This window comes from Sphaerotilus sp., from assembly GCF_013299175.1.
Taxonomy (GTDB): domain Bacteria; phylum Pseudomonadota; class Gammaproteobacteria; order Burkholderiales; family Burkholderiaceae_C; genus Sphaerotilus.
On record NZ_JAAFKF010000008.1, the window covers coordinates 1 to 22,405 of the forward strand.

Sequence of the window (22,405 nt, forward strand, 5' to 3'; positions counted from 1 at the left end):
TCGTGAACCACGGCGGCACCGAGATGGGCCAGGGGCTGAACACCAAGGTCGCGCAGGTCGTCGCGCACGAACTCGGCATCGCCTTCGAGCGCGTGCGGGTCAGCGCCACCGACACGCACAAGGTCGCCAACACCTCCGCCACCGCCGCCTCCACCGGCACCGACCTCAACGGCAAGGCCGCGCAGGACGCCGCCCGGCAGGTCCGCACCCGGCTGGCGCAGTGCGTCGCCGCACGCTGGCAGGTCAGCGCCGACACGGTGCGTTTCGGCGATGGCGTGGTCTCGTCAGGCGAGCAGTCGATGCCGTTCACCGAGCTGGTCGCACTGGCCTACACCGCCCGCGTGCAGCTCTGGAGCGACGGTTTCTACGCCACCCCCGGCCTGCACTGGGACCGCGACACGCTGCAGGGCAAGCCGTTCTACTACTTCGCCTACGGCGCGGCGCTGAGCGAAGTCATCGTGGACACGCTGACCGGCGAGTGGCGCTTGCTGCGGGCCGACGCGCTGCACGATGTCGGCGCGTCGCTGAACCCTGCCGTGGACATCGGCCAGATCGAGGGCGCGTTCGTGCAGGGCATGGGCTGGCTGACCACCGAGGAACTGCGCTGGCAGCCGGTGGATGGCTCGCGCAATGCCGGCCTGCTGCTGACCCACGCGCCAAGCACCTACAAGATCCCGACCGCCAACGATGTGCCGGTGGCGCCGGGTACCTTCAACGTCCGGCTCTACGACCACCGCAATCCGGCCGACAGCATCCACCGCAGCAAGGCGGTCGGCGAGCCGCCGCTGCTGCTGTCGTTCAGCGTGTTCCTGGCGATCCGGGATGCGGTCTCGGCGGTGGGCGGGCACCGGGTCGATCCGCCGCTGCGGGCGCCTGCGACCAGCGAGGCGATCCTCGACGCGGTCGAAGTCGTCCAGGCGGTACCGGCCGCATGACGCCGGGCGCGCTGCAAGCACAGGCGCGGCGCTGGCTCGCGCAGGGGCGGCGCGCCATCGAGGTACAGATCCTGTCGCACCACGGTTCGACCCCGCGCGAGGCCGGCACGCGCATGGTCGTCGCCGAGGACGCCGTGCTCGGCACGGTCGGTGGCGGACACCTCGAATGGCGGGCGATCGCCGCCGCACGCGAGCGCCTGCGCCAGACCCCCCTGGCGCCAACGGACCTGGACCTGCCGCTCGGGCCGGCGCTCGGGCAGTGCTGCGGCGGGCGGATCGTGCTGCGGCTGCAGCCGCTGTCCGAAGCGTCCCTGGCGGACTGGCCCGTGCCGCCGCCGCGCTTCTTCCTGCAGTTGCACGGCGCCGGCCATGTCGGGCGGGCCACCGCGAAGCTGCTGGCCGACATCGACTGCCATGTCCAATGGATCGACGCGCGCGAGAACGAATTCCCGGCGCTGACCGGCGCCGAGCCGCCGCACATCGAACGGGTGTGCGCGGACACCCCGGAAGCGGAGGTGGCGCTGGCGCCGCCAGGCGCATTCTTCCTCGTGATGACGCACCGGCATGACCTCGACGAGCGCGTCACCGAAGCGGTCCTGCGGCGGGGGGATGCGGGGTTTTGCGGGCTGATCGGCAGTGCGACGAAGCGGGCGCGGTTTCTGCGCCGGTTCGAGGAACGCGGCCTGCCCGGCGACGTGCTGGCGCGGATGACGTGCCCGATCGGGCTGGCCGGCATCACCGGCAAGGAGCCGGCGGTGCTGGCCCTGGCGGTCGTGGCGCAGTTGCTGTGCTTGCCGGCGCGCCGTCCGGCCGCGGCGTCGCCCTAGAATCGCCGCCCTGCCGACACACGACCACACACACCGACGCGATGGCACACCCCACCCTCGACCTGCCCGGGGTCACGCTGGTCTGCGTGGACAACCGCACCCCGGCCCTGGCCCTGCAAGCCCTGCACCGGTGCCGGACCCAGGCGCGTTTCGCCCGCACCCTGCTGTTCACCGATGCGGCCACCGCAGCCGGCCCGCTGCCGGACGGCATCGAGGCGCTGCCGGTGGCGATCCGGTCGGTGCCCGAGTATTCGCAGTTCATGCTCCGGGGCCTGCTCGCCCATGTGCGGACGCCGCACCTGCTGGTGGTCCAGTGGGACGGCTTCATCCTGGATGCGACGCAGTGGACGCCGGAGTTCCTGGACTACGACTACATCGGCGCCCTGTTGCGCGACGAACCCCCGCACCGCAGCGTGGGCAACGGCGGGTTCTCGCTGCGTTCACGGCGGCTGCTGGAGGCGCTGGAGGACACGCGCATCACCCCGACCCATCCGGAAGACACCTGCATCTGCCAGGACCACCGCGTGTTGCTGGAGCAGGCGCATGGCATCCGGTTCGCGCCGCCAGCCCTCGCGGCCCGCTTCGCCCATGAGCGCGTGCCGTCCCCGGGACCGACGTTCGGCTTCCACGGGATGTTCAACCTGCACCGGGCGCTGTCGCCGGCCGCGCTGCACGCGCTGATCGACACGCTGCCGGACCCGATGTTCGTCGGCATGGACGCACGCGACCTCTGCCGCGCCCTGCTGCAGGACCGCCGGCTGGACGACGCCGCCCGCGTGCTGGACCGGCGGCTGCGTGCCGGCCAGCACGACCGCCGCACGCGGCAACTGCAGGTCAGGCTGGCCGCGCTGCGCGTCGCCCGGCGCCTGGGCTGGTCAGCCTGAGAGGCGCTCGGCGTACAGCCGCAGGTACTCGGCCGCGCACCGCGTCCACGAAAAACAGCGGGCGTGGTGGCGGATCGCGTCGGCCCGGCCGGGTGCCGCGTCTTGCCACAGCCCTGCCTCGACCACGGCCCGCATCGCAGCGCCGTCAAACCCGTCGAAGTAATGCGCCACGTCGCCCCCGACCTCCGGCAGCGAGGTGAGGCGCGACAGGAAGACGGACTTGCCGAAATGCATCGCCTCGATCGGCGGCAGACCGAAACCCTCGGCGAACGACGGAAAGAGGAAGGCGCGGCAGTGCGCGTAGAGCCACGCCTTGGTGCCCTCGTCCAGATCCAGGTGGAAGCGCACGTTCGACAGCCCGCGCTCGGCCACCTGCCGCCGCACGGTGTCGGTGTACGGGCTGGACGCCCCCGCCAGCACCAGCGTCTGCTCCGGCCAGGCGGCGGCCAGCGCCAGCAGCGCCTCGATGTTCTTGGTCGGCGCCATGCGGCTGATGTGGAGCAGGAACCCTGCAGCGCATGGCCCCTCCACCCAGGCCGCCGGGGGCGTCTGGAGCACCCCGGTCAGGTCGGTGGCACCGTTGTGGATCACCCGCACCGGCGTCGCCAGCGCGGGCAGCTCGCGGGCCAGATCGGCCGCGACATGGTGGGTGATGGCGATGGCAGCGTCGCGCTGCTGCAGCCGGCGCTGCAGGATGCGGCGGTAGCGGTCGATCTTGTCGGGGCCTTTGGCGTGCAGGAAATTCAGGTCATGGACCGTTTCGATCTGCCGGCGCGTCCCGGTCGGGGCCAGCAGCCGGTTGTGCTGGTGCAGCGTGTGCCAGAGGTCGAAGCGCACCCCGCGCACCGGCCATTGCACATGGAGCCAACGCTGGGTCGTGTCGGTGTCGAGGTAGCCGACCGCATCACCGAACACGCCGTGCCAGCGCCTGGGCAGGTGGAAGTGCAGGCGCCAGGCGTGTTCCTGCGCCAATCTCGGCGCCTGCTCGGCCAGCGCATGGCCCAACTGCCGGGAGAACTCGCCGAGACCGTCGTGCCAATGCCGGATGCGGCCCAGGCCCAGGCCGATGTGCCGCACGGGCGTCATCTCGCCGCTGCCGCCAGCACCTCGTCCACCGTCGGCCACTCGGGCCAGCGGCGCACGGTGCGGACTTGCGGACCCCATGGTGCCCACTGCTCGGGCTTGGTCGGCCCCAGCACGCTGAGCACGGGCGCGCCCACGGCCGCCGCCAGATGGGCCGGGCCGGTGTCGTTGGAGACCACCAGTCCGGCACGCCGCAGCAGTCCGCCATAGACCCCCAGCCTGACGCCGGGCAGCAAGGTGACGCCGGGGTGGTCGCGGGTCACGGTCGTCTCTTCGCCCGGCCCAGGGCAGGCCACGAGCTGCCGGCCGCTGGCGAGCAGGGCGCGGGTCAGGGCGGGGAAGGCGGGCCAGGTCTTGTCCTGCTTCTCGAACAGGCCGCCCGCGAAGGGGCAGATGACGATGAAACCGGGTTTCAGACCGGCTGCCGCGATGAGCGCATCGGCTTGCTGCTGGTCGGGTGGTGCGGTCTGCAGGTCGATGCTGGCCGGCGCAGGCAACTCGATGCGCAGGAACCGGCAAACCAGTTCCCAGTAGCTGGTCAGCGCATGTCCGCCATAGGTGATCGGCTCGCTGCGGGCCAGGAGCCAGCCGCGGGCCTCCTGCGCATAACCGACCGCATGCAGACCCGCCAGTCGTGCCTCCAGCGCGCCGGAAAACGCCGTGGGCAGCACCAGCATGTTCTCGCGGCGATCGAAGCCGGGATCGGCCACACAGGCTTGTTGTCGCAGGGTGCGCAGTTGGGCCACGCGTCCGCGCAGCGTTGCGGGGCGGACATGGACAGGCCAGCCCTGCCCGGCGAGCAAGGCCGGCGCCCAACCCTTGCCGACCAGGTGCAGGTCGTACCCATGGGACTGCAGCAACTGCAGGGCGGGAACGCCGAGGACGACATCGCCGACCCAGTTGCGCAGCCGGACGACCAGCGGACGTGGTGCCATCTTGACGGGCATCTTGACGTGAATTCAGGGGTGATAATGCATGGAATACTTATTGCATTCTGCCATGCACCAGCCCCTGACAACCCGGTCTTCCTTGCCCGCCCTGCCCACGCGGGCCAGCGTCGCGGCCCGCCACGACGGCCTGCTCGCCACCGCTGGCTGGCCGCAAACCGAGCCGCCGCCGCCGGACAGCGGACTCTGGCAGTGGATCCAGGCCAACCACCGCTTCAACAGCCGGCTCTGGGCCGAGGAAGACCTGGCCCGCCGCACCACCGTCGAGGCGCAGGAGATCGCCGCCAACAAGCGTGCCATCGACGGCTTCAACCAGGCCCGCAACGACGCCACCGAGCGCATCGACGAGATCCTGCTGCTGGCCCTCGGGCTGGTGGACCCGGAGACGGTCCACACCCCCGCCCCCCGCTCGACCGTGCCCGCAGGCGCGCGGCTGAACAGCGAGACCGCCGGCAGCATCATCGACCGCATGTCGATCATGGCCCTGAAGATCCACGCCATGCAGGCCCAGACGCAGCGCCAGGACGTGGCGGCCGACCACATTGCCAGCGCCCAGGAGCGGCTGGCGCGCCTGCAGCAGCAGCGCGCCGACCTGGGGGACTGCCTGGAAGCCCTGATCGCCCAGGCGCAGGCCGGGCAGGCGTACTTCAAGGTGTACCGCCAGTTCAAGATGTACAACGACGCACGCTTCAATCCCGAGCTGGTGAAGGAAGCCAAGGCCGCTGGCGCATGACCACGGCCGCAGTCCCACTGCGCAGGCGGGTGCTGATCGTCAAGACCTCGTCGATGGGGGATGTGGTCCATGCCCTGCCGGCGGTCAGCGACATGCGGCGGGCCGATCCCGGGCTGGAGGTGAGCTGGCTGGTCGAGGCGCCGTTCGCGGCCATTCCCGGGCTGCACCCTGGGGTGGACCAGGTCGTGCCGATCGCCTGGCGCAAATGGCGCAAGACCCTCTGGCGCGCCGAGACGCGCGCGGCGATCGGCCGCGTTCGGGACGAGCTGCGGCGTGCGCCGTTTGATCTGGTGCTGGACCTGCAGGGGCTGCTCAAGAGCGTGCTGTGGGCCAAGCAGGCACGCGGACCGCTGGCGGGGTACGACGCGGCCAGCATCCGCGAGCCGGCCGCCGCCTGGTTTTACAGGGACCGTTTTGCGGTGCCCCGCGATCTGCAGGCGGTGGAGCGTTGCCGCCGGCTGGCGGCGGCCAGTCTGGGCTACGCGCTGCCGGACACGCCGCCCGATTTCGGACTGGCACCGCCACCCGGTCAGTGGCAGGTGCCGCAGCCGTATGCCGTGCTCATCCCCTGCGCCAGCCGTCCCGAGAAACTCTGGCCCGAGGAGGACTGGATCGCGCTGGGCCTGCACCTGCGTGCGGCGGGGCTGCTGCCGGTGATCCTGTGGGGCAGTCCCGAAGAACACGCACGCGCCGACCGCATCGCGTCAGGCTGCGGTGGCACGGTGCCTCCTTTTCTGACCGTGGCGGACACCGCAGCGGTGCTGCACCATGCCCGGCAGGTCGTCGGGCTGGACACCGGGTTCTCGCACCTCGCGGCGGCACTCGGCCGGCCAACGATCGGCATCTACTGCGACCACGCACCGGGGCTGGCGGGGATCACCGGCGCCGGGCAGGTGGCCAGTTTTGGCGGCAAGGGTTTGCGGCCGGCACGCGCTCAAATCCTGGCGCAACTGGACCAGCACCTGCGGCTGGGCGGCGACCACACCTGAGCCGGCGACAGACACCCGGAGGTGTCGCCCTTCCGTCAGTGTTCCTCGACCGGCGCAGCCCAGTGGTCCGCCTTGCGCAGCAGGAAGCGAGGAGTGCGGAACTGGACGATGGCGCGGTAGATCACCAGATACGACGCGCAGAACAGCAGCAGCCAGACCGACAGGGCCTGCCCGTCGTCCCACCACAGCACGGCCGGTGCCACCGACATCGAGCACAACGCCCACAGGTAGGGTGAAGTCATCGAATTGCGGCGCAGCAGGTTCGCCGCATCGCGCTTGCCGATGGCCCAGCGCATCAGGCGGCGGTAGATCAGGCTGTGCAGGTGGGTGGCATCGGGCAGGCCCACCGGACGGCCACGGATCACGCGGCGGCGGTACATGGTGAACAGCGTTTCGAAGATCGGGTAGGCGCACAGCAGCAGCGGGAACACTGGTGACACCGCCGGGTTGCGGTGGACCAGCAGGATGCCGAGTTCCGCGACCCAGAAGCCGAGAAAGTAGGCGCCTCCATCCCCCAGAAAGATCAGGCCCAGCGGGTAGTTGAAGACGAAAAAGCCCAGCACGGCACCCAGGCAGATCAGGGCGCAATGCATGATGGTGTAGTCATTGACCTGGAACGCCACATAGGCCAATGCCGCCAGCATGATGGCCACGCACATCGACGCCAATCCATTGAACCCGTCGATGATGTTGACCGAATTGGCTACGCCCGCCACTGCGAGCAGCGTGAGCATCAGCGGAAAGCCGGCCACGACCATGAGGTTGTCGAACCCCGGAATGCCGGTACGGGAGATGATCGCGTCGGCCAGCCACACCGCCAACGCAGCCGCAGCCACCGTTGCCAGCAAGCGCTGCTTGGGAGTGACGCGCTTGGTGAAGTCCTCGATCAGCCCCGCCGCGAACGCGACAAGGCCGCAGGCGCCCAGCGCCACCAGCAGGGCCAGCCCCTCGGTCTTCGAAAAGAACGCCGCCGCCCCACCCGCCAGTACCCCGACAACGATGCCCACCCCACCAATGCGGGGCACGGCATGGGCATGGAATTTCTGGGGCTGCGCCTTGTCCGTGTCGCCCGACAGGTGTCCATGGTGGGCAGCCGAGCGCACCACCAGCAAGGTAGCGAGGAAGGAGAACACAAAGGCACAGATCAAAAGCAACATGGCATCCACTCCTAGCGTCGGCAAGCCCCAAGAGTTCAGGGTTACACCCGACAGTCTGCTGTTCTAACAAGAAGCCGAGTCCGTGTGTGTGACAGAACTCACGCTTACAAGATTAAAAATTTCTTATCCGCAAGTGAAATTTTGTAAATAAAAGAAACTTCACGCTTGCATCACCAACCGTCCCCGGTGAAACACAGCCGTTCCACATGGCTTGCGACCACGACCGCGACCCGCCGTAACACAGGCCAAGGGGAACACCTGCACGGTTCGTATAAAATGCTGCAGCAAAAATGCGCTAACAAATGGGCGCATTCCCGATTCATCAAAAATCAAAGACCAGGATGGCATGGCGCTGGATCTCTATAACCCCTGGATCGCAGTAGCAGCCTTGGCACTGGCACTGGGCACCACGGGACTGCTCGCCAAGTGTCAATCCCTGCCTGCAGACAGAGAGCGCCATACGGCAATCGATGGCCTCAGAGGCTTCCTTGCCTTTTTTGTATTTCTGCATCACGGCAGTATCTGGTTTGTTCAATTACACCAACACACCTGGACGACACCCACGTCAAACTTGTACCGGCATTTCGGCGACAGCAGCGTGGCGCTGTTCTTCATGATCACGGCATTCCTCTTCACGGGCAAGATCCTGGACAGCCAGCACCGTCCGATCGACTGGGTGCGACTGTACGTCGCACGGGTGATGCGCCTGTTTCCACTGTACGCAGTGGCCGTGGCGATCCTCTGGCTGATGGCCTGGGCCCTGACGGACTGGACGCTGCGTGTGTCAACGCGCCAATTATGGACTGAAGTCCTCAACTGGCTGATCTTCACAGTACCTCGGGGTGAATCGGTGAACAGTTTGCCCCATGCCAACAGGCTCATGGCGGGCGTCACATGGTCTCTGCCATACGAATGGTGGTTTTACCTTGGTCTGCCTGCACTGGCCTTCCTCTTGCGCAAACAAAACCCCTCGCGAGGCTGGCTGCTGTTTGGCTTTCTCAATGTCCTGTTATTCAAAGCGGTCTGGCATCTGGACCTGAGATTGCTGCCATTTTTAGGTGGCGTACTCGCCGCGTATGCTGTCCGCAACGAAACCATTTGCCGATTTTCCCGCCTGCGGTGGACTGGGCTGATCGTACTGCTCTGCCTGGGACTGGCGGTCAAATGGACTCCGACTGCTTACACGCCACCAGCCCTGGTGCTGCTGTCCACCGCGTTCATCCTGATGGCCTGCGGCAATGACCTGTTCGGTATCCTGTCGGCCGCACCTTCCCGGATACTGGGGGAAATGGCCTACAGCCTGTACCTGCTGCACGGGTTGCTTCTGTCTTTCGTCTTCCACTGGCTGGTCGGCTGGTCGGAAATGGCCCGCTGGTCAGAGGCGGAACATTGGACGCTGGTGGTGGGTTTGTCCGTGCCGCTGATCCTGTTGAGCTACGCTGCCAGCCGCTGGATCGAGAAACCCGCCCAGCAGGCCACGCCGGCCGTGGTGGCCTGGATCCGGCGAAAAGCCCCTGCCCCCGCCGCCATGACAAAGCCGCTTACCGCCAAATCCAGGGATATCGGACCACCTTGAGACTGGCCCACACCATGCCGGCACAAATTCCGATCTCGCCCAGCAACAAGGCCCAAGCCGCCCCCTGAACGCCCCACGCCATCACCAGCGCCGCCGACCAAGCCACCAATGCCAGCCCGGAGACTAGAACCACGTTGCGATACAGGCGCGCATGGCCCAATCCAAGCACTACCTGGGTTCCACAGATATTGTTGCAAAAAATGAGCGCAGGCACGATCGCGATGACAGCGAATATCTGCTTGATGTCAGAGCCCCGCTGCAAGGCCAGCAGCGCCATGGCTGCATCGAAGAATACATAGGCGGCCACAGCACCCACGCCATACGCCACCACCCCCCACGCCAATATCCTGCTCAGAAAGCGGAGTGCGCCCGACAGATTCGACTCCAATCCCGCCACGACACGCGGAAAAATGGCTTCGGTGATCGGCGTAGACAGAACAGCCAGCCCGCGCATGAGCTTCTCGGCAAACGCATACCGGCCGGAATCCGCTGGCCCCGACACCAGCCCCAACACCAGCGTGTTGACACTGGCAAACAGCGTGGCGGCCATCTGTCCCATGTAGATATCGACACCGTCTACCGCACAGCGCACGAGGTGCGCTAGACGAAAACGGTGCCGGACAGCACCCATGCCAGAAAAAAATTGCCGGCAAAACACCAGCTGAATCCCTGCCGACAGCAGTGTCGGCAAGAAGAACAGCACCAATGCGGGCAAATAGTCCTGCGGTCCGGCGACAACAAAAAAAATGGAGAGCAGGCAAACTGCACGCGCAGCCACCTGCGAGAGTGAAATCACCCTGAACCGCTCCAGCCCCATGAAAAACCAGTTCGGCTGCAACGCAGCACCCAACACCGTCAGAAAACTGCAAGCGATGGCCAGCAGCAAATCCGCCGAAGCAGACGACACCAGCCTGAACAGACTGAACAGCAGTACACAAGCCAAACAAAACAGCAGTTTGACGAGGTTGATGTCGCGGAACAAGTGCAGCAATTGCACCCGATCCGGTCCGATCATGACCACCCGGCGCACTCCGGTGAGGTTGAATCCATACTCAACAGTGGCCACGCCGAACAAAGAAACTGTCTGCGCAATCATCATCAAACCGAACTGGTGATCGCCCAAGCGTTTCATCAGATACGGCAAAATAATGATCGGTAGTATCTGGTTAACGACGATTTTCAGCGCCGAAAACAAGATGTTTTCCAGTGGCAATTTCATGCGCAATGTCGCTTCACATCATTCCCCATTCATTGACCAGCACCCACTGAATTGGATGGATCAGCGCAAGAAAAATTGCCCAAGCTTGCTCAAATTCTTGCTCACCAGCGTCAGCAGTCCGCCAACACGATTGCGCCGCAAGGCACTATAGTCTTCGCGCGACTTCAGAATAATGTTGCGCAACGACCGGTTGCTCGCCCCGCCTGTGCGCATTAGAACCAGCACGTGCGGAATATAGCAAGAGAAGAAATTCTTCGACCCAAAAAATCGCAGAATTGAATCATAATCGGCCGCAATACGATACCTTGTATCAAAGCCTCCCATTTGTTCATAGACTGCTCGGCGCACATAAAATGTCGGATGCGGTGGCATCCAGCCCCGGCGCAGCAGTGCGGGCGTGAATTCCCTTGATCGCCAATACCTGACCTGCCGGTTCACATCGTCATGTTTCACATACTTCAGATCGGCATACACAGCATCGACTTGGGGATCTTCGAATGCAATGGCAATGCGCTGGAGTACTTGGGCGTCAGCGAGAACATCGTCGGCGTGCAAAAAGCCGATCACGTCGCCGCTGGATCTCGCGATGCCCTTATTCAGTGCATCGTAAATGCCACCATCGGGCTCGCTCACCAGCACGGCCACACGGTCGCGGTATTTTTCCAACACGGCCAGTGTGCCGTCCGATGAGCCTCCATCGATGACGACGGATTCAACACCCGAATAAGTCTGCGAAAACAAGGAATCCAGCGCACCAGCAACCGTGTCATGCTTGTTGAAAACAGCCGTGACCACAGAGATTTTTAGCATCATTGCTCCGGCCTGACGGCAAGTCGGGAACCCATCCCAACACGGACCATGCGTATCGCCAGCAGCCATGCCAGGGTCAAGCGCCAGCGGACCATCTGCAGAATTCCCTGGGGAGTAGAAGGACTGACGTTTCCGCCGTGCCGTCGATATTGAATCAAGGGGCGATCGACATAATCCACCCGCCCGAGCAGCGTGCCAAGCGCACCGACCCACATGTCGTGCATGGGCACGCGCTTCGGGATTGGCAAGGCAGCCCGCAGCAGATCGCGGCGTATCGCCATCGCGCAGCCAAGGTATCGGTTGCGGACCAAGGTACTCCAAATGCTGCCATGAAAGCCACCACGCGTAGCCATGAACGAAGGGGCAAACACATGCCCTTGCCCATCAACCAGCTGGGCATCCGATATCACCACCTGGACCGACGCATCAGCATCGAAGCACGCGGTCATGGTATCCCTCTTTCCCGGCAGCCAGACGTCATCCTGATCACACAAGAAAATCACGTCCCCCGTGGCTGCCAGAAGGCCGGTCTCAAACGAAGCAAAAACACCTTGGTTGGCTGGATTTTCGATCAGCCGGATGAAGCGGGACTGCAGTGATCGAATGTAATCCACCGTGCCATCGGAGGAAGCATCGTCCACCACCACCAACTCGTCTCCAAGCTGCAACTGGCCAACGACCGTATCGATCTGTATCGGCAAGTATTTCAGACCGTTGTAGGTTGCCATCACGACGGATACCTTCATCGAACCCTCCCCACCTTCAGCAGCATCGAAACACAAACACCAAACAAATCCAATCGCCGCACCCGCACCAGCATTTTGGCTGTTCGTGCCGACTGCCAGAGCAGGTATTTCCAGCGAGAATAGCTTACCCCGGAAGCCAGAAAAAAGTCCTCTGCCGCCAGAATGGACTGGTACCGGCTGACCCCGATGCTACCCAGATCCTGCACGGACAGGGAGTGCGCCACCAAGGCATTGGAAACCAGTATCATACCCCCATGCCGTTGAATCTCTCGAAATATCCAGTGATCCAGATAATCGAGCGAGAATTCCGCCGGGAACGGCACCAATCTCTTCAGCGCGGAAACCCGTGCCACGGTGGCCGATGAAATGGCGGTCAATTCACCCGCCGTCCTGGGCGCTGCGCGGGACCATTGCATCACTCGCCCATAGCCAGTGATGCGGGAGGGTGAGATAGCGACAGCCCCATCCTTGATTTCTGGCACGATCGCCGCGCAGCGAGGCGCATCCGCCCCGGCAGAGCTGAGCGCAGCAGCCGTCGCGTCGAGAAAATCCACCGGCAGATGTGTGTCATGGTCCAAGAACAAAACCCAGCGGCAGCCGTTGCGTTCTGCTTCCTCAAGGGCGCGGTGGTATGCACGGCGGGTGCCGCCATTGGCAGGATCGTGGATATACCCGATATTTTCCTGCACTGGAATACCCATTCGGGCATGGTCGATCACACTGTTGTCATACACCAGACAATGCGCCAACTGATGGGTATCCAGCCAGCGCAGAATCTGCACACCGCACGGCACCTGCTGCAACGTCCTGTTGTAGAGGACGATCACCGCCAGCAATTTTTCGCAGTTTTCTCCATCCGTACCATCAAGAGTCACTTGCTTGTTCTTTCAAAGATATCCCGATCATCACAGGAAAAACACCGAGTAGCTTCTGACCAATCCCTCATCACGCACGACATACACATAGGCCGTGGCCAGAACCCATCCCATGACCATGCATTTCGCGAAGTATTTTCGACGACTGGCAAACAGACAGGTCGCCATCAGTGGCAAGAACACGATGTTGATCTCGAACAGCCGCAGGGCCAGTTCCTTGACCGGCGCCAGGGAGATCAAAAAAATCAGGCCAAATAGAATTCCGCGCCGCCCGAGAACGAGCATCCAGACGTCCCGTGACAGCGGCACCGGAGATTGCTTCACGGGTGTTTCAGTCAAGCGTCGGCGCCAGCCGCCGCGCCAGTGCAGACGGAATCCACCACGCGAAGCGTGAAATATCGGTATTTCGACACGTGCCAACGACAGGGCCAGCACAAACAGCATCAGCGCGGGCACCGCCAGTGGATTGGCAGCTTCGGCGTTGGTGGTTTCCGAGAACGTCACATACAGCGCAATGCGCGGGTCCAGCCCCGCCAGCAGATTCAACAAGACACTGCCGGGCGCGATGCCGCGCGCAGCAAAGGCGAACAGCACGGTGGTCAAGCCCAGCAACACCTTGTCTATCCAACCCGCCGCCCGGCCCTGAACAGGCAGCAGGAACACCAGAAAGATCAGTGCAGAGCTGTGAAACCCGATGGCCAAGACAATGGCCCCAAGAAATTTTAGATGCTCACCGCGGTAGAGATACCGCAGTCCATAAAACACAATCGCAACAGCCAAACCCGCTCGAATCTGCGTGAACTCATGCAGCAGGAAAAACGTCAGCGTGTAGGTCAGAACCCCCGCGGCAGTGGCCCAGCCACTGCGAGAAAACCACTGAATGGCGTTGAGCTTCAAAAACACTGCCAAGAATGCAAGCACCCAAACAAATACCCTGAATGGCAACAGCGCCGAAGCAAACGCATCGTTCAGCAGAAAATAGAGCGCCTCGAACAGAACAGGTCGCTCCAGAAACCCAGCATCATCACCTCGGTAGGTGTACCAAGTTTCGTAGACCAGAAAATCTTCCGCAACCTGGGGTCCGCGCAGGGCGGCCATCGTCGCCAGCAGCATGGCGAAGATAACCCCCAGTGCCTGCGCGGATATGCGGCGGTACTGCGCACCCATGACCGCAGCCATGAGGGCAAACACGGTGATGTAGATCATCGCACTGCACGCCGCGGCAGGGCAGTCTCAGGCAAGCTGCGCATTTTTCCGGCGCAAACCCTGCACCACGGCCCGGCTGGCCATGGCCAACCCGGCCACGACAGCCGCCGCCAACGCGATCAAGCCGCGACGGGGTTTACTTTTTTTCTCGGGAGGAGCTGCCACATCGACCACCTGAATCAGCGCACCTTCCCGGCTTTCGTCAGCACGCGCCAGCTCATATTGCTTGGCATACAGGTCGTACAGAGTTTCCTGGTACTTGTAGTCGCGGTATCGGTTGATGTAATCGGCATCGCCACGTGCAGGCTCTTTCTGCTCCAGACGGGTCAGCTCGGCGCGCAATGCCGTTAGCTGGGCTTGCTGCACAACCACTTCCTGCGCACCGTCGGCCAATACCCTTCGCAGGGTTTGCAGCTTGATGTCCGCTGCGGTGGCTTCGGCCTTGAGCTTGGCATATCCCTCGGCCGCCGCACGGGGCTCGGCCATCAGAACACCGGCACCGAACCCACTCGCTTGCAAGGAAATCTGGGCTTCGGCCAACTTGATCTTGGCTTCCTTGAGTTTGTTCTCAAAGAAAACACGGCGCTGCTGGGCTTCGCTCACGGCCAGGGTATTGGTGAGTCCGCGCAGCTCCTCGATGTAGTAATTCGCCATCTCCGCAGCACGCTGGGGACTGTGGTCATCGACTTCAATCGAAATCAGCCCGTCTTTTTTCCCGATCTGGATGAGGACATTTTTCAGCAGCTCCTTTCTGGCATCCACCATGTAGGACTCGTCGTACACGTCCTTCAATTTGAACCGCTCGATGACCCGATCGGAAACCGTGGTGCTCTGCAGCAGCGCGACATACTGATCGCCTGTGTTCTTGACACTGATGCCACCGGCCAGCCCGGCAAGGGCGCCAAGCGAGCCGAGGGCCGCTGCAGCGATGTTTTGCTGCTGCTGGGGCGGCATGATCAGAGAGCGTGCGGTGAAGGTCGGTGGGATGAGCATGGCGCCGCCGAACCCCAGTGCGCCACACACGACCGAGGCCAACAGCACACGCGCCCATTGCGCCCCGACCATGCCCGCAAGCTCGACCAAGCCGGCGCCCTCATCGGCATCGTCGAAGGCGTCGGAACGCTGCGCTGGATTTTTCATAAGGGTGGTCAGTTCTTCAACGTCTTCAACGCCGCCGCCCCAATACCAAACTGGTAAAGGATCTGCGTCCATTCCTTCAAATCCTGCACCCAGGTCGTCTTGTTCATCATCTCCGGCACGAACACCGTGTCACCCGGCTCGGCCTTGACCTTGGTCACACCGCCCACCAGCCCGAAAAGCGACGCTTGCTGGAGCTGGCTCAGCACGCTGCCGTTGGGTCGCAGCACGAACGTGCTGCCCGGATCGGAGCCGCGGGTCGGCCCACCCGCCAGATTCAGGTAGTCGCCCAGCGTCTTGCCGGGGTCCAGCAGGAAGGCGCCGCTGTTGAACACCGAGCCGAACACGCTGACCGTGGTCGGCCGCGCGGGCACGTAGACGCGGTCGCCGTCCTCGATGGGCAGATCCGGGATGGTGCTGGCGTCTGGCGCCACCTGCAGGACGACCCGACCGGTCGGGCGCACCTGGCGGAGTTTCTCGATCAGGCGGGAGGTGGCGGTGCTGCGCTGCTCGAAGGTCGCAGCCTCGTCGGCGCTGATGGCGCGCTGGGTCGCCGAGGCGCGGGCGAATTCGGTTTCCATGTCGCGCAGGGCACGGTCATAGCTCTGCTGCTGCGCCACGCGCACGCTCTCGCGCGTGAACTCCGTGCCATAGACAAAGGCGTTCGGCGTCAGTCCACCGGCCAGGCTGATCGCCATCTGGGTGGTGACGCCTGGGGGCAGCACGTACTCGCCCGGCTTGGTCACTTCCCCTTCGATCCGCACGCGCTTGTTCTGGCGCGCCACCGGCTGGGTGGCATCCACCGCGCTGAAGGCCCGCAGGACATCGCCGCTGCCCGGCAGTTGCGCACTGTCCTCGGGCAGGCTGAGCTGGGTGATGCGGGTCTTGGAGCGGTCGTCGAGCCGCTCGATGGCCAGACGGCTGCGGTCGGCCACCGCCGTGAAACCACCGGCCATCGCGACAATGTCCGCCACCTTCTCTCCGGGCTTGACCTCGAAGATGGCCGGCCGGTTGACGCTGCCCACCAGCGCGACCTGTGCGCCCACCGGGCCGACGTGGATCACGTCGCCGTTCTGCACGACGCGGTCGGCGCTGCGGTCGCCCTTGAGCAGCAGGTCGTAGAGGTCGTAGCGGGTGACGGTTTCCTTGCCGCGCCGCAGCTCGATGCTGCGCAGGCTGCCGGCCGATGCCGGGCCGCCACTGCGCATCAGCGCATTGACCACGCTCGACAGGCCGCCCACGGTGTACACGCCAGGGCGCTTCACGTAGCCGGTCAGGTACACCCGCACGCTGCGGATCTGGCCGAGCGAGACGCTGATCTGGTAGTTGCGGAACACCTGCCCGACGCGGCGCGAGATCACGTCGGTCAGATCGGCAAAGCGCACGCCAGCCACCATGATGGTGCCGACGCGGGGAATCGAGATGCGGCCACTGCGATCGACCAGCAGGCGCAGATCGGCATCGACCGAACCCCAGAGAGAGATCTGCAGTTCGTCGTTGGTGCCGACGATGTAGTCGGCCGGCACCAGCCCGCTGGACTCGGCCGTGTCGTAGTTGGCCTTGCCGGTGATGAGTTCCTGGCCAAACCGCTGCACGCCCGAGTAGCCCAGCTTGCGCACATAGGCTTCGAACTCATCGACGCTGACGGCACCTGCCCGGGTCAGCAAGGCGGCGGCGTCATCTTGTGCGGCAGGATCCTCGCGGTCGCGCAGGCGTTCGTCCGTGCCATCGTGGGTGCCTGCACGGGCGGCGGCGCCCCGTGCGGCCGACGATTGCTGCAAGCGCACCGGGCCGCTGGGGCCTGCACCGGCATTGGCCGGCTGGGACGCGGCCGGCGTGGCGCTGGAGTCGTTGGTCTGTACCGTGGCGGTCTGCGCCAGCGTCCAGGGTGCCGCGGCCGCAGTGAGCAGCGCCACAGCGCCAAGACGGCAGAAGGGGAATTTCAGGCGAGAAGCAAACATGGAGCGTCGGACCAGATCGAAGCGGCCCCCAGGGTTCCGGGGGCGGCGCCGATTGTAGAGGGTGGATTCCGAACGCCCGCAGTGGTCCAGGCGCCGATAAGGATTCAGGCGAAGCGGCGTGCTTCGGCCAGCGCAGGGGCCACCACGTCCTTGGCCGACAGCAGCGGTGCCATGCCCAGATCGGGCCAGGTGATGCCAACGGCGGGGTCATCCCAGCGCAGCGCCCCTTCGCAGGCTGGTGCGTAGAGATCGGTGGTCTTGTAAAGGAAATCCGCGCTGTCGCTGGTGACGACGAACCCATGCGCGAAGCCGGGCGGGATCCAGAATTGCCGGTGGTTCTCGCCCGTCAGTTCCACGCCAACCCACTGCCCGAAGGTCGGGCTGCTCTGGCGCAGGTCCACGGCCACGTCGAACACGGCACCCTGCGTGCAGCGCACGAGCTTGCCCTGCGCGTGCGGCGGCAACTGGTAGTGCAGCCCGCGCAGCACGCCCTTGGCCGAGCGCGAGTGGTTGTCCTGCACGAAATGCACGTCGTGTCCGACAGCCTCGTTGAACACCTTCTGGTTGTAGCTCTCCATGAAGAAGCCACGGGCATCGCCGAACACCTTGGGTTCGAGGATCAGGACATCGGGGATGGCGGTGCGGATGACGTGCATGGTGTGCAGGGTGGGGGTGTTCAGTAGACCTTCTCGTGCAGCACCTTCTGCAGGTACTGCCCATAGCCGTTCTTGAGCAGTGGCTGGGCCAGCCGCTCCAGTTGCGCGGCGTCGATCCAGCCGCGCCGGTAGGCGATCTCCTCCGGACACGCCACCTTCAGGCCCTGGCGCTTCTCCAGTGTCGCGATGAACTGCCCGGCCTCCATCAGGCTGTCGTGCGTGCCCGTGTCCAGCCAGGCGTAGCCGCGGCCCATGATCTCGACGTGGAGCTGGCCCTGCTTCAGGTAGACCGCGTTCACGTCCGTGATCTCCAGCTCGCCACGCGGGCTGGGCGCGATGTTCGCCGCGATGTCGCAGACCTGCGTGTCGTAGAAGTACAGCCCCGTGACCGCGTAATGGCTCTTCGGCGCCTTGGGCTTTTCCTCGATGCTGAGGGCGCGGCGCTGCGCGTCGAAGTCCACCACGCCGTAGCGTTCCGGATCGTGGACGTGGTAGGCGAAGACGCTGGCGCCGTCGCCACGGGCCGTGGCGCTGTTGAGCAGGTGCTGCAGGTCGTGGCCGTGGAAGATGTTGTCGCCCAGCACCAGCGCGCTCGGGTGCCCGCCGACGAACTCGCGGCCCAGGATGAAGGCTTGTGCCAGGCCATCCGGACTGGGCTGGACGCAGTAGCTCAGGTTCAGGCCCCAGCGGCTGCCGTCACCGAACAGGGCCTCGAAGCGGGGCGTGTCCTGCGGCGTGCTGATGATGAGGATGTCGCGGATCCCGGCGAGCATCAGCGTGCTCAGCGGGTAATAGATCATCGGCTTGTCGTAGACCGGCAGCAGCTGCTTGCTGATGGCCAGTGTCGCCGGGTGCAGCCGGGTGCCGGAGCCGCCGGCCAGGATGATGCCTTTGCGTTGCATGGGAACTCCAGTGGATCAGGCGAGGATTTCGGTGAGCATGCGCTCGACGCCCTGCTGCCACGGCGGCAGGCGCAGGCCGAAGGTGGCCTGCAGCCTGGTGGTGTCGAGGCGCGAGTTCAGCGGGCGCTTGGCGGGCGTCGGGAAAGCGGTGGTCGGCACGGGGTCGATGGCCTGCACCTTCAGTTCGCGGCCCAAGCGCCGGGCTTGCTCGATGACGAAGCTGGCATAGCCGTGCCAGCTTGTCTGCCCCCCGGCCACCGCGTGGTAGATGCCCGAGAGATCCAGATCGGGCTGGGCCATCACGGTGCGCAGCATCTGCGCGGTGAGGTCGGCGAGCAGGTCAGCCCCGGTGGGGGCGCCGATCTGGTCGTCGATCACGGTGAGCTTGTCGCGCTCGGCGGCCAGCCGGAGCATGGTCTTGGCGAAGTTGCCGCCGCGCGCCGCATAGACCCAGCTCGTGCGCAGGATCAGGTGGCGGCAGCCGCTGGCGCGGATGGCGTCTTCGCCGTCGAGCTTGGTCTGGCCATACACGCTCAGCGGGCCGGTGGGTGCGTCTTCGCGGCGGGGCTGGTCGCCCGAGCCGTCGAAGACGTAGTCGGTGCTGTAGTGGACCAGCCACGCGCCGGTCTCGGCCGCGCAGCGCGCCAGCACGCCAGGGGCGGTGGCATTGATGGCGCGTGCGAGACCCGGCTCGCTCTCGGCCTTGTCCACGGCGGTGTGGGCGGCGGCATTGACGATGAGGTCCGGCCGCACCGCCGCCACCGTCTCGGCGAGCCGCTCGGGCTGGCTGAAGTCGCCGTGCAGGTGGGTGCTGTCGTGGTCGAGTCCGACGACTTCGCCCAGCGGGGCGAGGGCGCGCTGGAGTTCCCAGCCGACCTGTCCGCCCTGGCCGAGCAGGAGAATCTTGAGGCCGCTCATGCGCGCTCGCCGTAGTTCTGGCTGACCCAGTCGCGGTAGGCGCCGGTGCGCACCGCGTCGATCCACTGCGTGTTCTCCAGGTACCAGCGCACGGTCTTGTCGATGCCCGACTCGAAGGTCTCGGCCGGCGTCCAGCCGATCTCGCGCTCGATCTTCGTCGGGTCGATCGCGTAGCGGCGGTCGTGGCCCGGGCGGTCGGTGACGAAGGCGATCTGCGCTTCGTACAGCGTGCCGTCGGCCTTCGGCCGCAGCACGTCGAGCTTGCGGCAAATGACCTGCACCACGTCCAGATTCTTGATCTCGTTCTTGCCGCCGACGTTGTAGACCTCGCCCAGCCGGCCCTTGGCCAGCACCTGCCGGATCGCCTCGCAGTGGTCGCGGACAAACAGCCAGTCGCGGATGTTCTGCCCGTCGCCGTACACCGGCAGCGGCTTGCCGTCCAGGGCGTTCAGGATCATCAGCGGGATGAGCTTCTCGGGGAAGTGGTACGGGCCGTAGTTGTTCGAGCAGTTGGTGGTGAGCGTCGGCAGACCGTACGTGTGGTGGTAGGCGCGCACCAGGTGGTCGGAGCCGGCCTTGCTGGCCGAGTACGGGCTGTTGGGCGCGTACGGCGTGGTCTCGGAAAACGCCGGGTCGGTGTCGGACAGCGAGCCATAGACCTCGTCGGTGGAGACGTGCAGGAAGCGGAACGCTGCCTTGGGTTCGGCCTCCAGCGCGCCCCAGTACGACCGCACCGCTTCGAGCAGCTCGAACGTGCCGACCATGTTGGTCTGGATGAACTCGCCGGGGCCGTGGATGCTGCGGTCCACGTGGCTCTCGGCGGCGAAGTGCAGCACCGCGCGCGGCTGGTGCGTCTGCAGCAACTCGCTGACCAGCGCCCGGTCGCCGATGTCGCCCTGCACCAGCGTGCAGCGGCCCGCCTCGACATGCTCCGCGATCGTCTGCGGGTTGCCCGCGTACGTCAGCTTGTCCAGCACGACGACCGGTTCTTCACTGCGCTCGAACCAGTGGTGGACAAAGTTTCCGCCGATGAAACCGGCTGCGCCTGTGATGAGGATCATGTGCTGAACTGCTGAACGGGTGGGTGAATCGGGGTTTGCGCGATTGTGCAGGAGACTCAGTTGCGCCCGTAGGTGTCCTCGTAACGCACGATGTCGTCCTCACCCAGGTAGGAGCCCGACTGCACCTCGATGATCTCCAGCGGCACCCGGCCCGGATTGGCCAGCCGATGCACCTGTCCCAGCGGGATGTAGGTGGACTGGTTCTCGGTGAGCATCAGCACCTTGTCGCCGTTGGTGATCTCGGCCGTGCCCGTGACCACGATCCAGTGCTCGGCGCGGTGGTGGTGCATCTGCAGGCTCAGGGAGGCGCCCGGCTTGACCATGATCCGCTTGACCTGGAAGCGCGGGCCGTTGTCGATGCTGTCGTACCAGCCCCAGGGGCGGTGGACCTTGCGGTGCAGGTTGTGCTCGGTGCGGCCAGCCTGGTGGAGCTGGGCCACGATCTTCTTCACGTCCTGGCTGCGGCTGCGGTCGGCGACCATGACCGCATCGGCCGTCTCGATCACCACCACGTCGTCCAGCCCGACCACGCTGACCAGCCGGCCCGAGGCGTGGACCAGCGTGTTGTTGCTGTCCTGCGTGATCACGTCGCCGACGCTGGCGTTGCCATTGGCGTCCTTGCGGGCCACTTGCCACACCGCATCCCAGGCCCCCAGATCGTTCCAGCCGGCGCTCAGCGGCACCATGCGGATGTCGAACTCCGAGCCGGGGCAACGCTCCATCACGGCGTAGTCCACCGACTCGCTCGGCACGGCCGCGAACTCGGCCTTGCCGGGGCGCACGAAGCTGGCGTCCGTCTTGCGCACCGTCCAGGCGGCGCGGGTGGCTGCGGCGATGTCGGGGCGGAAGGTCTCCAGCGCCTGCATCCACACCGACGCCTTCAGCACGAACATGCCGCTGTTCCAGAAGTAGCCGCCCTCGCGCAGGTACCGCTCGGCGGTCTCCAGATCCGGCTTCTCGACGAACTGGGCCACGCGGGCGGCGCCGGGTTCCGGGGTCGTGCGGATGTAGCCGTAGCCGGTTTCGGGCGCGTCCGGCGTGATGCCGAGGATGGCGATGGCACCGTGGGCGGCCAGACGCACGGCCTGTTGCAGTGCGGCGGTGTAGGCGCTCGGGTCGGTGACGGTCTGGTCCGCGGGCGTGACCACGAGCACCGGGTCGGCGCCGGCTTCCAGCGCCTGCAGCGCGGCCAGCGTCAGGGCCGGCGCCGTGTTGCGGCCCATCGGCTCCAGCACGACCGACAGCGGCGTCTGGCGGATCTCGCGCAACTGGTCGAGCACGAGGAAGCGGTGCTCCTCGTTGCCGACGATCAGCGGCGCCGCGATCGCCAGGTCGGCCGCCGCCAATGCGGACAGGCGCTCCGCGGCCTCCTGGAACAGGCTCTGGTTGCTGTCACCGAGCACCAGGAACTGTTTCGGATAGCCCGCGCGGGACAGCGGCCACAGCCGGGTGCCGCTGCCTCCGGCCATGATGACGGGTTGAACGGCGATCGGCGAAGAAGCTGAAATAGGTTGGCTCATGAGATGCCTGTGTCCCTGATGGTGAATAGATGCCCTGAATTGTGCAGACCGCACGGGGCAATTCAGCGCATCGGCAGCCCAAGGAGGTCCGGGCCGTGCAAAGTTTGGCCCTTATTCAGCGGACACCAAGAAACATCTCACTGCATCCACGGACTCCGCCTGACGCGAGAAACGCACAGCGGACTTGACAAACCGAAGCGCGCTTGTGGTCATTTCACGCCAGAACGACACCCGCTCGCAGCATCCGCGGGATAATCACGCCC

The 22,405-nt window shown here is 65.1% G+C and carries 21 protein-coding genes; 6 read left to right on the forward strand and 15 right to left on the reverse strand.

Annotated elements, in window-relative coordinates; translation table 11 throughout:
• The 3 genes from QZW52_RS02575 to QZW52_RS02585 all read left to right on the forward strand — a co-directional run.
• On the forward strand, positions 1 to 935 hold a 935-nt coding region (locus tag QZW52_RS02575; protein ID WP_293994885.1), incomplete at its 5' end, for a molybdopterin cofactor-binding domain-containing protein.
• Positions 932 to 1,762 carry a xanthine dehydrogenase accessory protein XdhC gene (xdhC, locus tag QZW52_RS02580; protein ID WP_293994886.1) on the forward strand — a complete coding sequence of 277 codons (831 nt, stop codon included), beginning with the start codon at positions 932 to 934 and terminating at the stop codon, positions 1,760 to 1,762. The genes QZW52_RS02575 and xdhC, both read left to right, overlap by 4 nt.
• 41 nt (positions 1,763 to 1,803) lie before the next feature.
• A complete protein-coding gene (locus tag QZW52_RS02585; RefSeq protein WP_293994887.1) occupies positions 1,804 to 2,646 on the forward strand; it encodes a DUF5672 family protein in 843 nt (280 codons plus the stop codon).
• Here the strand turns inward: QZW52_RS02585 and QZW52_RS02590 are convergent.
• Both QZW52_RS02590 and QZW52_RS02595 read right to left on the reverse strand, forming a co-directional pair.
• On the reverse strand, positions 2,638 to 3,810 hold the full coding sequence (locus QZW52_RS02590; protein WP_293994888.1) for a glycosyltransferase family 4 protein: 1,173 nt from the start codon (positions 3,808 to 3,810) through the stop codon (positions 2,638 to 2,640). The genes QZW52_RS02585 and QZW52_RS02590 overlap by 9 nt on opposite strands.
• The gene (locus QZW52_RS02595) at positions 3,729 to 4,676 is read right to left on the reverse strand and encodes a glycosyltransferase family 9 protein (protein ID WP_293994889.1); all 948 of its coding nucleotides are present in this window, start codon (positions 4,674 to 4,676) and stop codon (positions 3,729 to 3,731) included. The genes QZW52_RS02590 and QZW52_RS02595 overlap by 82 nt, the downstream gene beginning before the upstream one ends.
• Positions 4,677 to 4,758: 82 nt before the next feature.
• Here QZW52_RS02595 and QZW52_RS02600 point away from each other — a divergent pair, with 82 nt between their 5' ends.
• Both QZW52_RS02600 and waaC read left to right on the forward strand, forming a co-directional pair.
• The gene (locus QZW52_RS02600; RefSeq protein WP_293994890.1) at positions 4,759 to 5,409 is read left to right on the forward strand and encodes a DUF4254 domain-containing protein; all 651 of its coding nucleotides are present in this window, start codon (positions 4,759 to 4,761) and stop codon (positions 5,407 to 5,409) included.
• Complete coding sequence (gene waaC, locus QZW52_RS02605) at positions 5,406 to 6,398, forward strand: lipopolysaccharide heptosyltransferase I (RefSeq protein ID WP_293994891.1); 993 nt, start codon at positions 5,406 to 5,408, stop codon at positions 6,396 to 6,398. The genes QZW52_RS02600 and waaC overlap by 4 nt, the downstream gene beginning before the upstream one ends.
• Before the next feature lie 35 nt (positions 6,399 to 6,433).
• On the opposite strand, the gene QZW52_RS02610 is transcribed toward waaC, so the two are convergent.
• Positions 6,434 to 7,555, reverse strand: a complete 1,122-nt coding sequence (locus QZW52_RS02610) for an MraY family glycosyltransferase (protein ID WP_293994892.1) — start codon at positions 7,553 to 7,555, stop codon at positions 6,434 to 6,436.
• A 346-nt stretch (positions 7,556 to 7,901) separates the two neighbouring features.
• Between QZW52_RS02610 and QZW52_RS02615 the strand changes: the two genes are divergently transcribed.
• A complete protein-coding gene (locus QZW52_RS02615; RefSeq protein WP_293994894.1) occupies positions 7,902 to 9,131 on the forward strand; it encodes an acyltransferase family protein in 1,230 nt (409 codons plus the stop codon).
• On the opposite strand, the gene QZW52_RS02620 is transcribed toward QZW52_RS02615, so the two are convergent.
• From QZW52_RS02620 to QZW52_RS02675, 12 genes are all read right to left on the reverse strand, one after another.
• The gene (locus tag QZW52_RS02620) at positions 9,097 to 10,350 is read right to left on the reverse strand and encodes an oligosaccharide flippase family protein (RefSeq protein WP_293994896.1); all 1,254 of its coding nucleotides are present in this window, start codon (positions 10,348 to 10,350) and stop codon (positions 9,097 to 9,099) included. The genes QZW52_RS02615 and QZW52_RS02620 overlap by 35 nt on opposite strands.
• Before the next feature lie 60 nt (positions 10,351 to 10,410).
• Positions 10,411 to 11,160 carry a glycosyltransferase family 2 protein gene (locus QZW52_RS02625; RefSeq protein ID WP_293994898.1) on the reverse strand — a complete coding sequence of 250 codons (750 nt, stop codon included), beginning with the start codon at positions 11,158 to 11,160 and terminating at the stop codon, positions 10,411 to 10,413.
• Positions 11,160 to 11,888, reverse strand: a complete 729-nt coding sequence (locus QZW52_RS02630) for a glycosyltransferase family 2 protein (RefSeq protein ID WP_293994900.1) — start codon at positions 11,886 to 11,888, stop codon at positions 11,160 to 11,162. Before QZW52_RS02630 ends, QZW52_RS02625 begins: the two co-directional genes overlap by 1 nt.
• A gap of 14 nt (positions 11,889 to 11,902) precedes the next feature.
• Complete coding sequence (locus tag QZW52_RS02635; protein WP_293994902.1) at positions 11,903 to 12,742, reverse strand: glycosyltransferase family protein; 840 nt, start codon at positions 12,740 to 12,742, stop codon at positions 11,903 to 11,905.
• A 69-nt stretch (positions 12,743 to 12,811) separates the two neighbouring features.
• Positions 12,812 to 13,987, reverse strand: a complete 1,176-nt coding sequence (locus QZW52_RS02640) for an EpsG family protein (RefSeq protein ID WP_293994903.1) — start codon at positions 13,985 to 13,987, stop codon at positions 12,812 to 12,814.
• 27 nt (positions 13,988 to 14,014) lie between these two features.
• Positions 14,015 to 15,199, reverse strand: a complete 1,185-nt coding sequence (locus tag QZW52_RS02645) for a Wzz/FepE/Etk N-terminal domain-containing protein (protein WP_293994905.1) — start codon at positions 15,197 to 15,199, stop codon at positions 14,015 to 14,017.
• Positions 15,136 to 17,085, reverse strand: coding sequence for an SLBB domain-containing protein (locus QZW52_RS02650; RefSeq protein WP_293994907.1), 1,950 nt, complete (start codon positions 17,083 to 17,085; stop codon positions 15,136 to 15,138). Before QZW52_RS02650 ends, QZW52_RS02645 begins: the two co-directional genes overlap by 64 nt.
• A 104-nt stretch (positions 17,086 to 17,189) precedes the next feature.
• Positions 17,190 to 17,741, reverse strand: coding sequence for a dTDP-4-dehydrorhamnose 3,5-epimerase (gene rfbC / locus QZW52_RS02655; protein WP_293994909.1), 552 nt, complete (start codon positions 17,739 to 17,741; stop codon positions 17,190 to 17,192).
• Between the two features lie 20 nt (positions 17,742 to 17,761).
• On the reverse strand, positions 17,762 to 18,643 hold the full coding sequence (gene rfbA, locus QZW52_RS02660; protein WP_293994911.1) for a glucose-1-phosphate thymidylyltransferase RfbA: 882 nt from the start codon (positions 18,641 to 18,643) through the stop codon (positions 17,762 to 17,764).
• Positions 18,644 to 18,658: 15 nt separating this feature from the next.
• Positions 18,659 to 19,561, reverse strand: coding sequence for a dTDP-4-dehydrorhamnose reductase (gene rfbD / locus QZW52_RS02665; RefSeq protein WP_293994913.1), 903 nt, complete (start codon positions 19,559 to 19,561; stop codon positions 18,659 to 18,661).
• Positions 19,558 to 20,622: a dTDP-glucose 4,6-dehydratase gene (rfbB, locus tag QZW52_RS02670; protein ID WP_293994916.1), complete on the reverse strand. Its 1,065-nt coding sequence runs from the start codon at positions 20,620 to 20,622 to the stop codon at positions 19,558 to 19,560. The genes rfbD and rfbB overlap by 4 nt, the downstream gene beginning before the upstream one ends.
• Positions 20,623 to 20,678: 56 nt before the next feature.
• A complete protein-coding gene (locus QZW52_RS02675; protein ID WP_293994918.1) occupies positions 20,679 to 22,142 on the reverse strand; it encodes a mannose-1-phosphate guanylyltransferase/mannose-6-phosphate isomerase in 1,464 nt (487 codons plus the stop codon).
• Between the last annotated feature and the right edge of the window lie 263 nt (positions 22,143 to 22,405).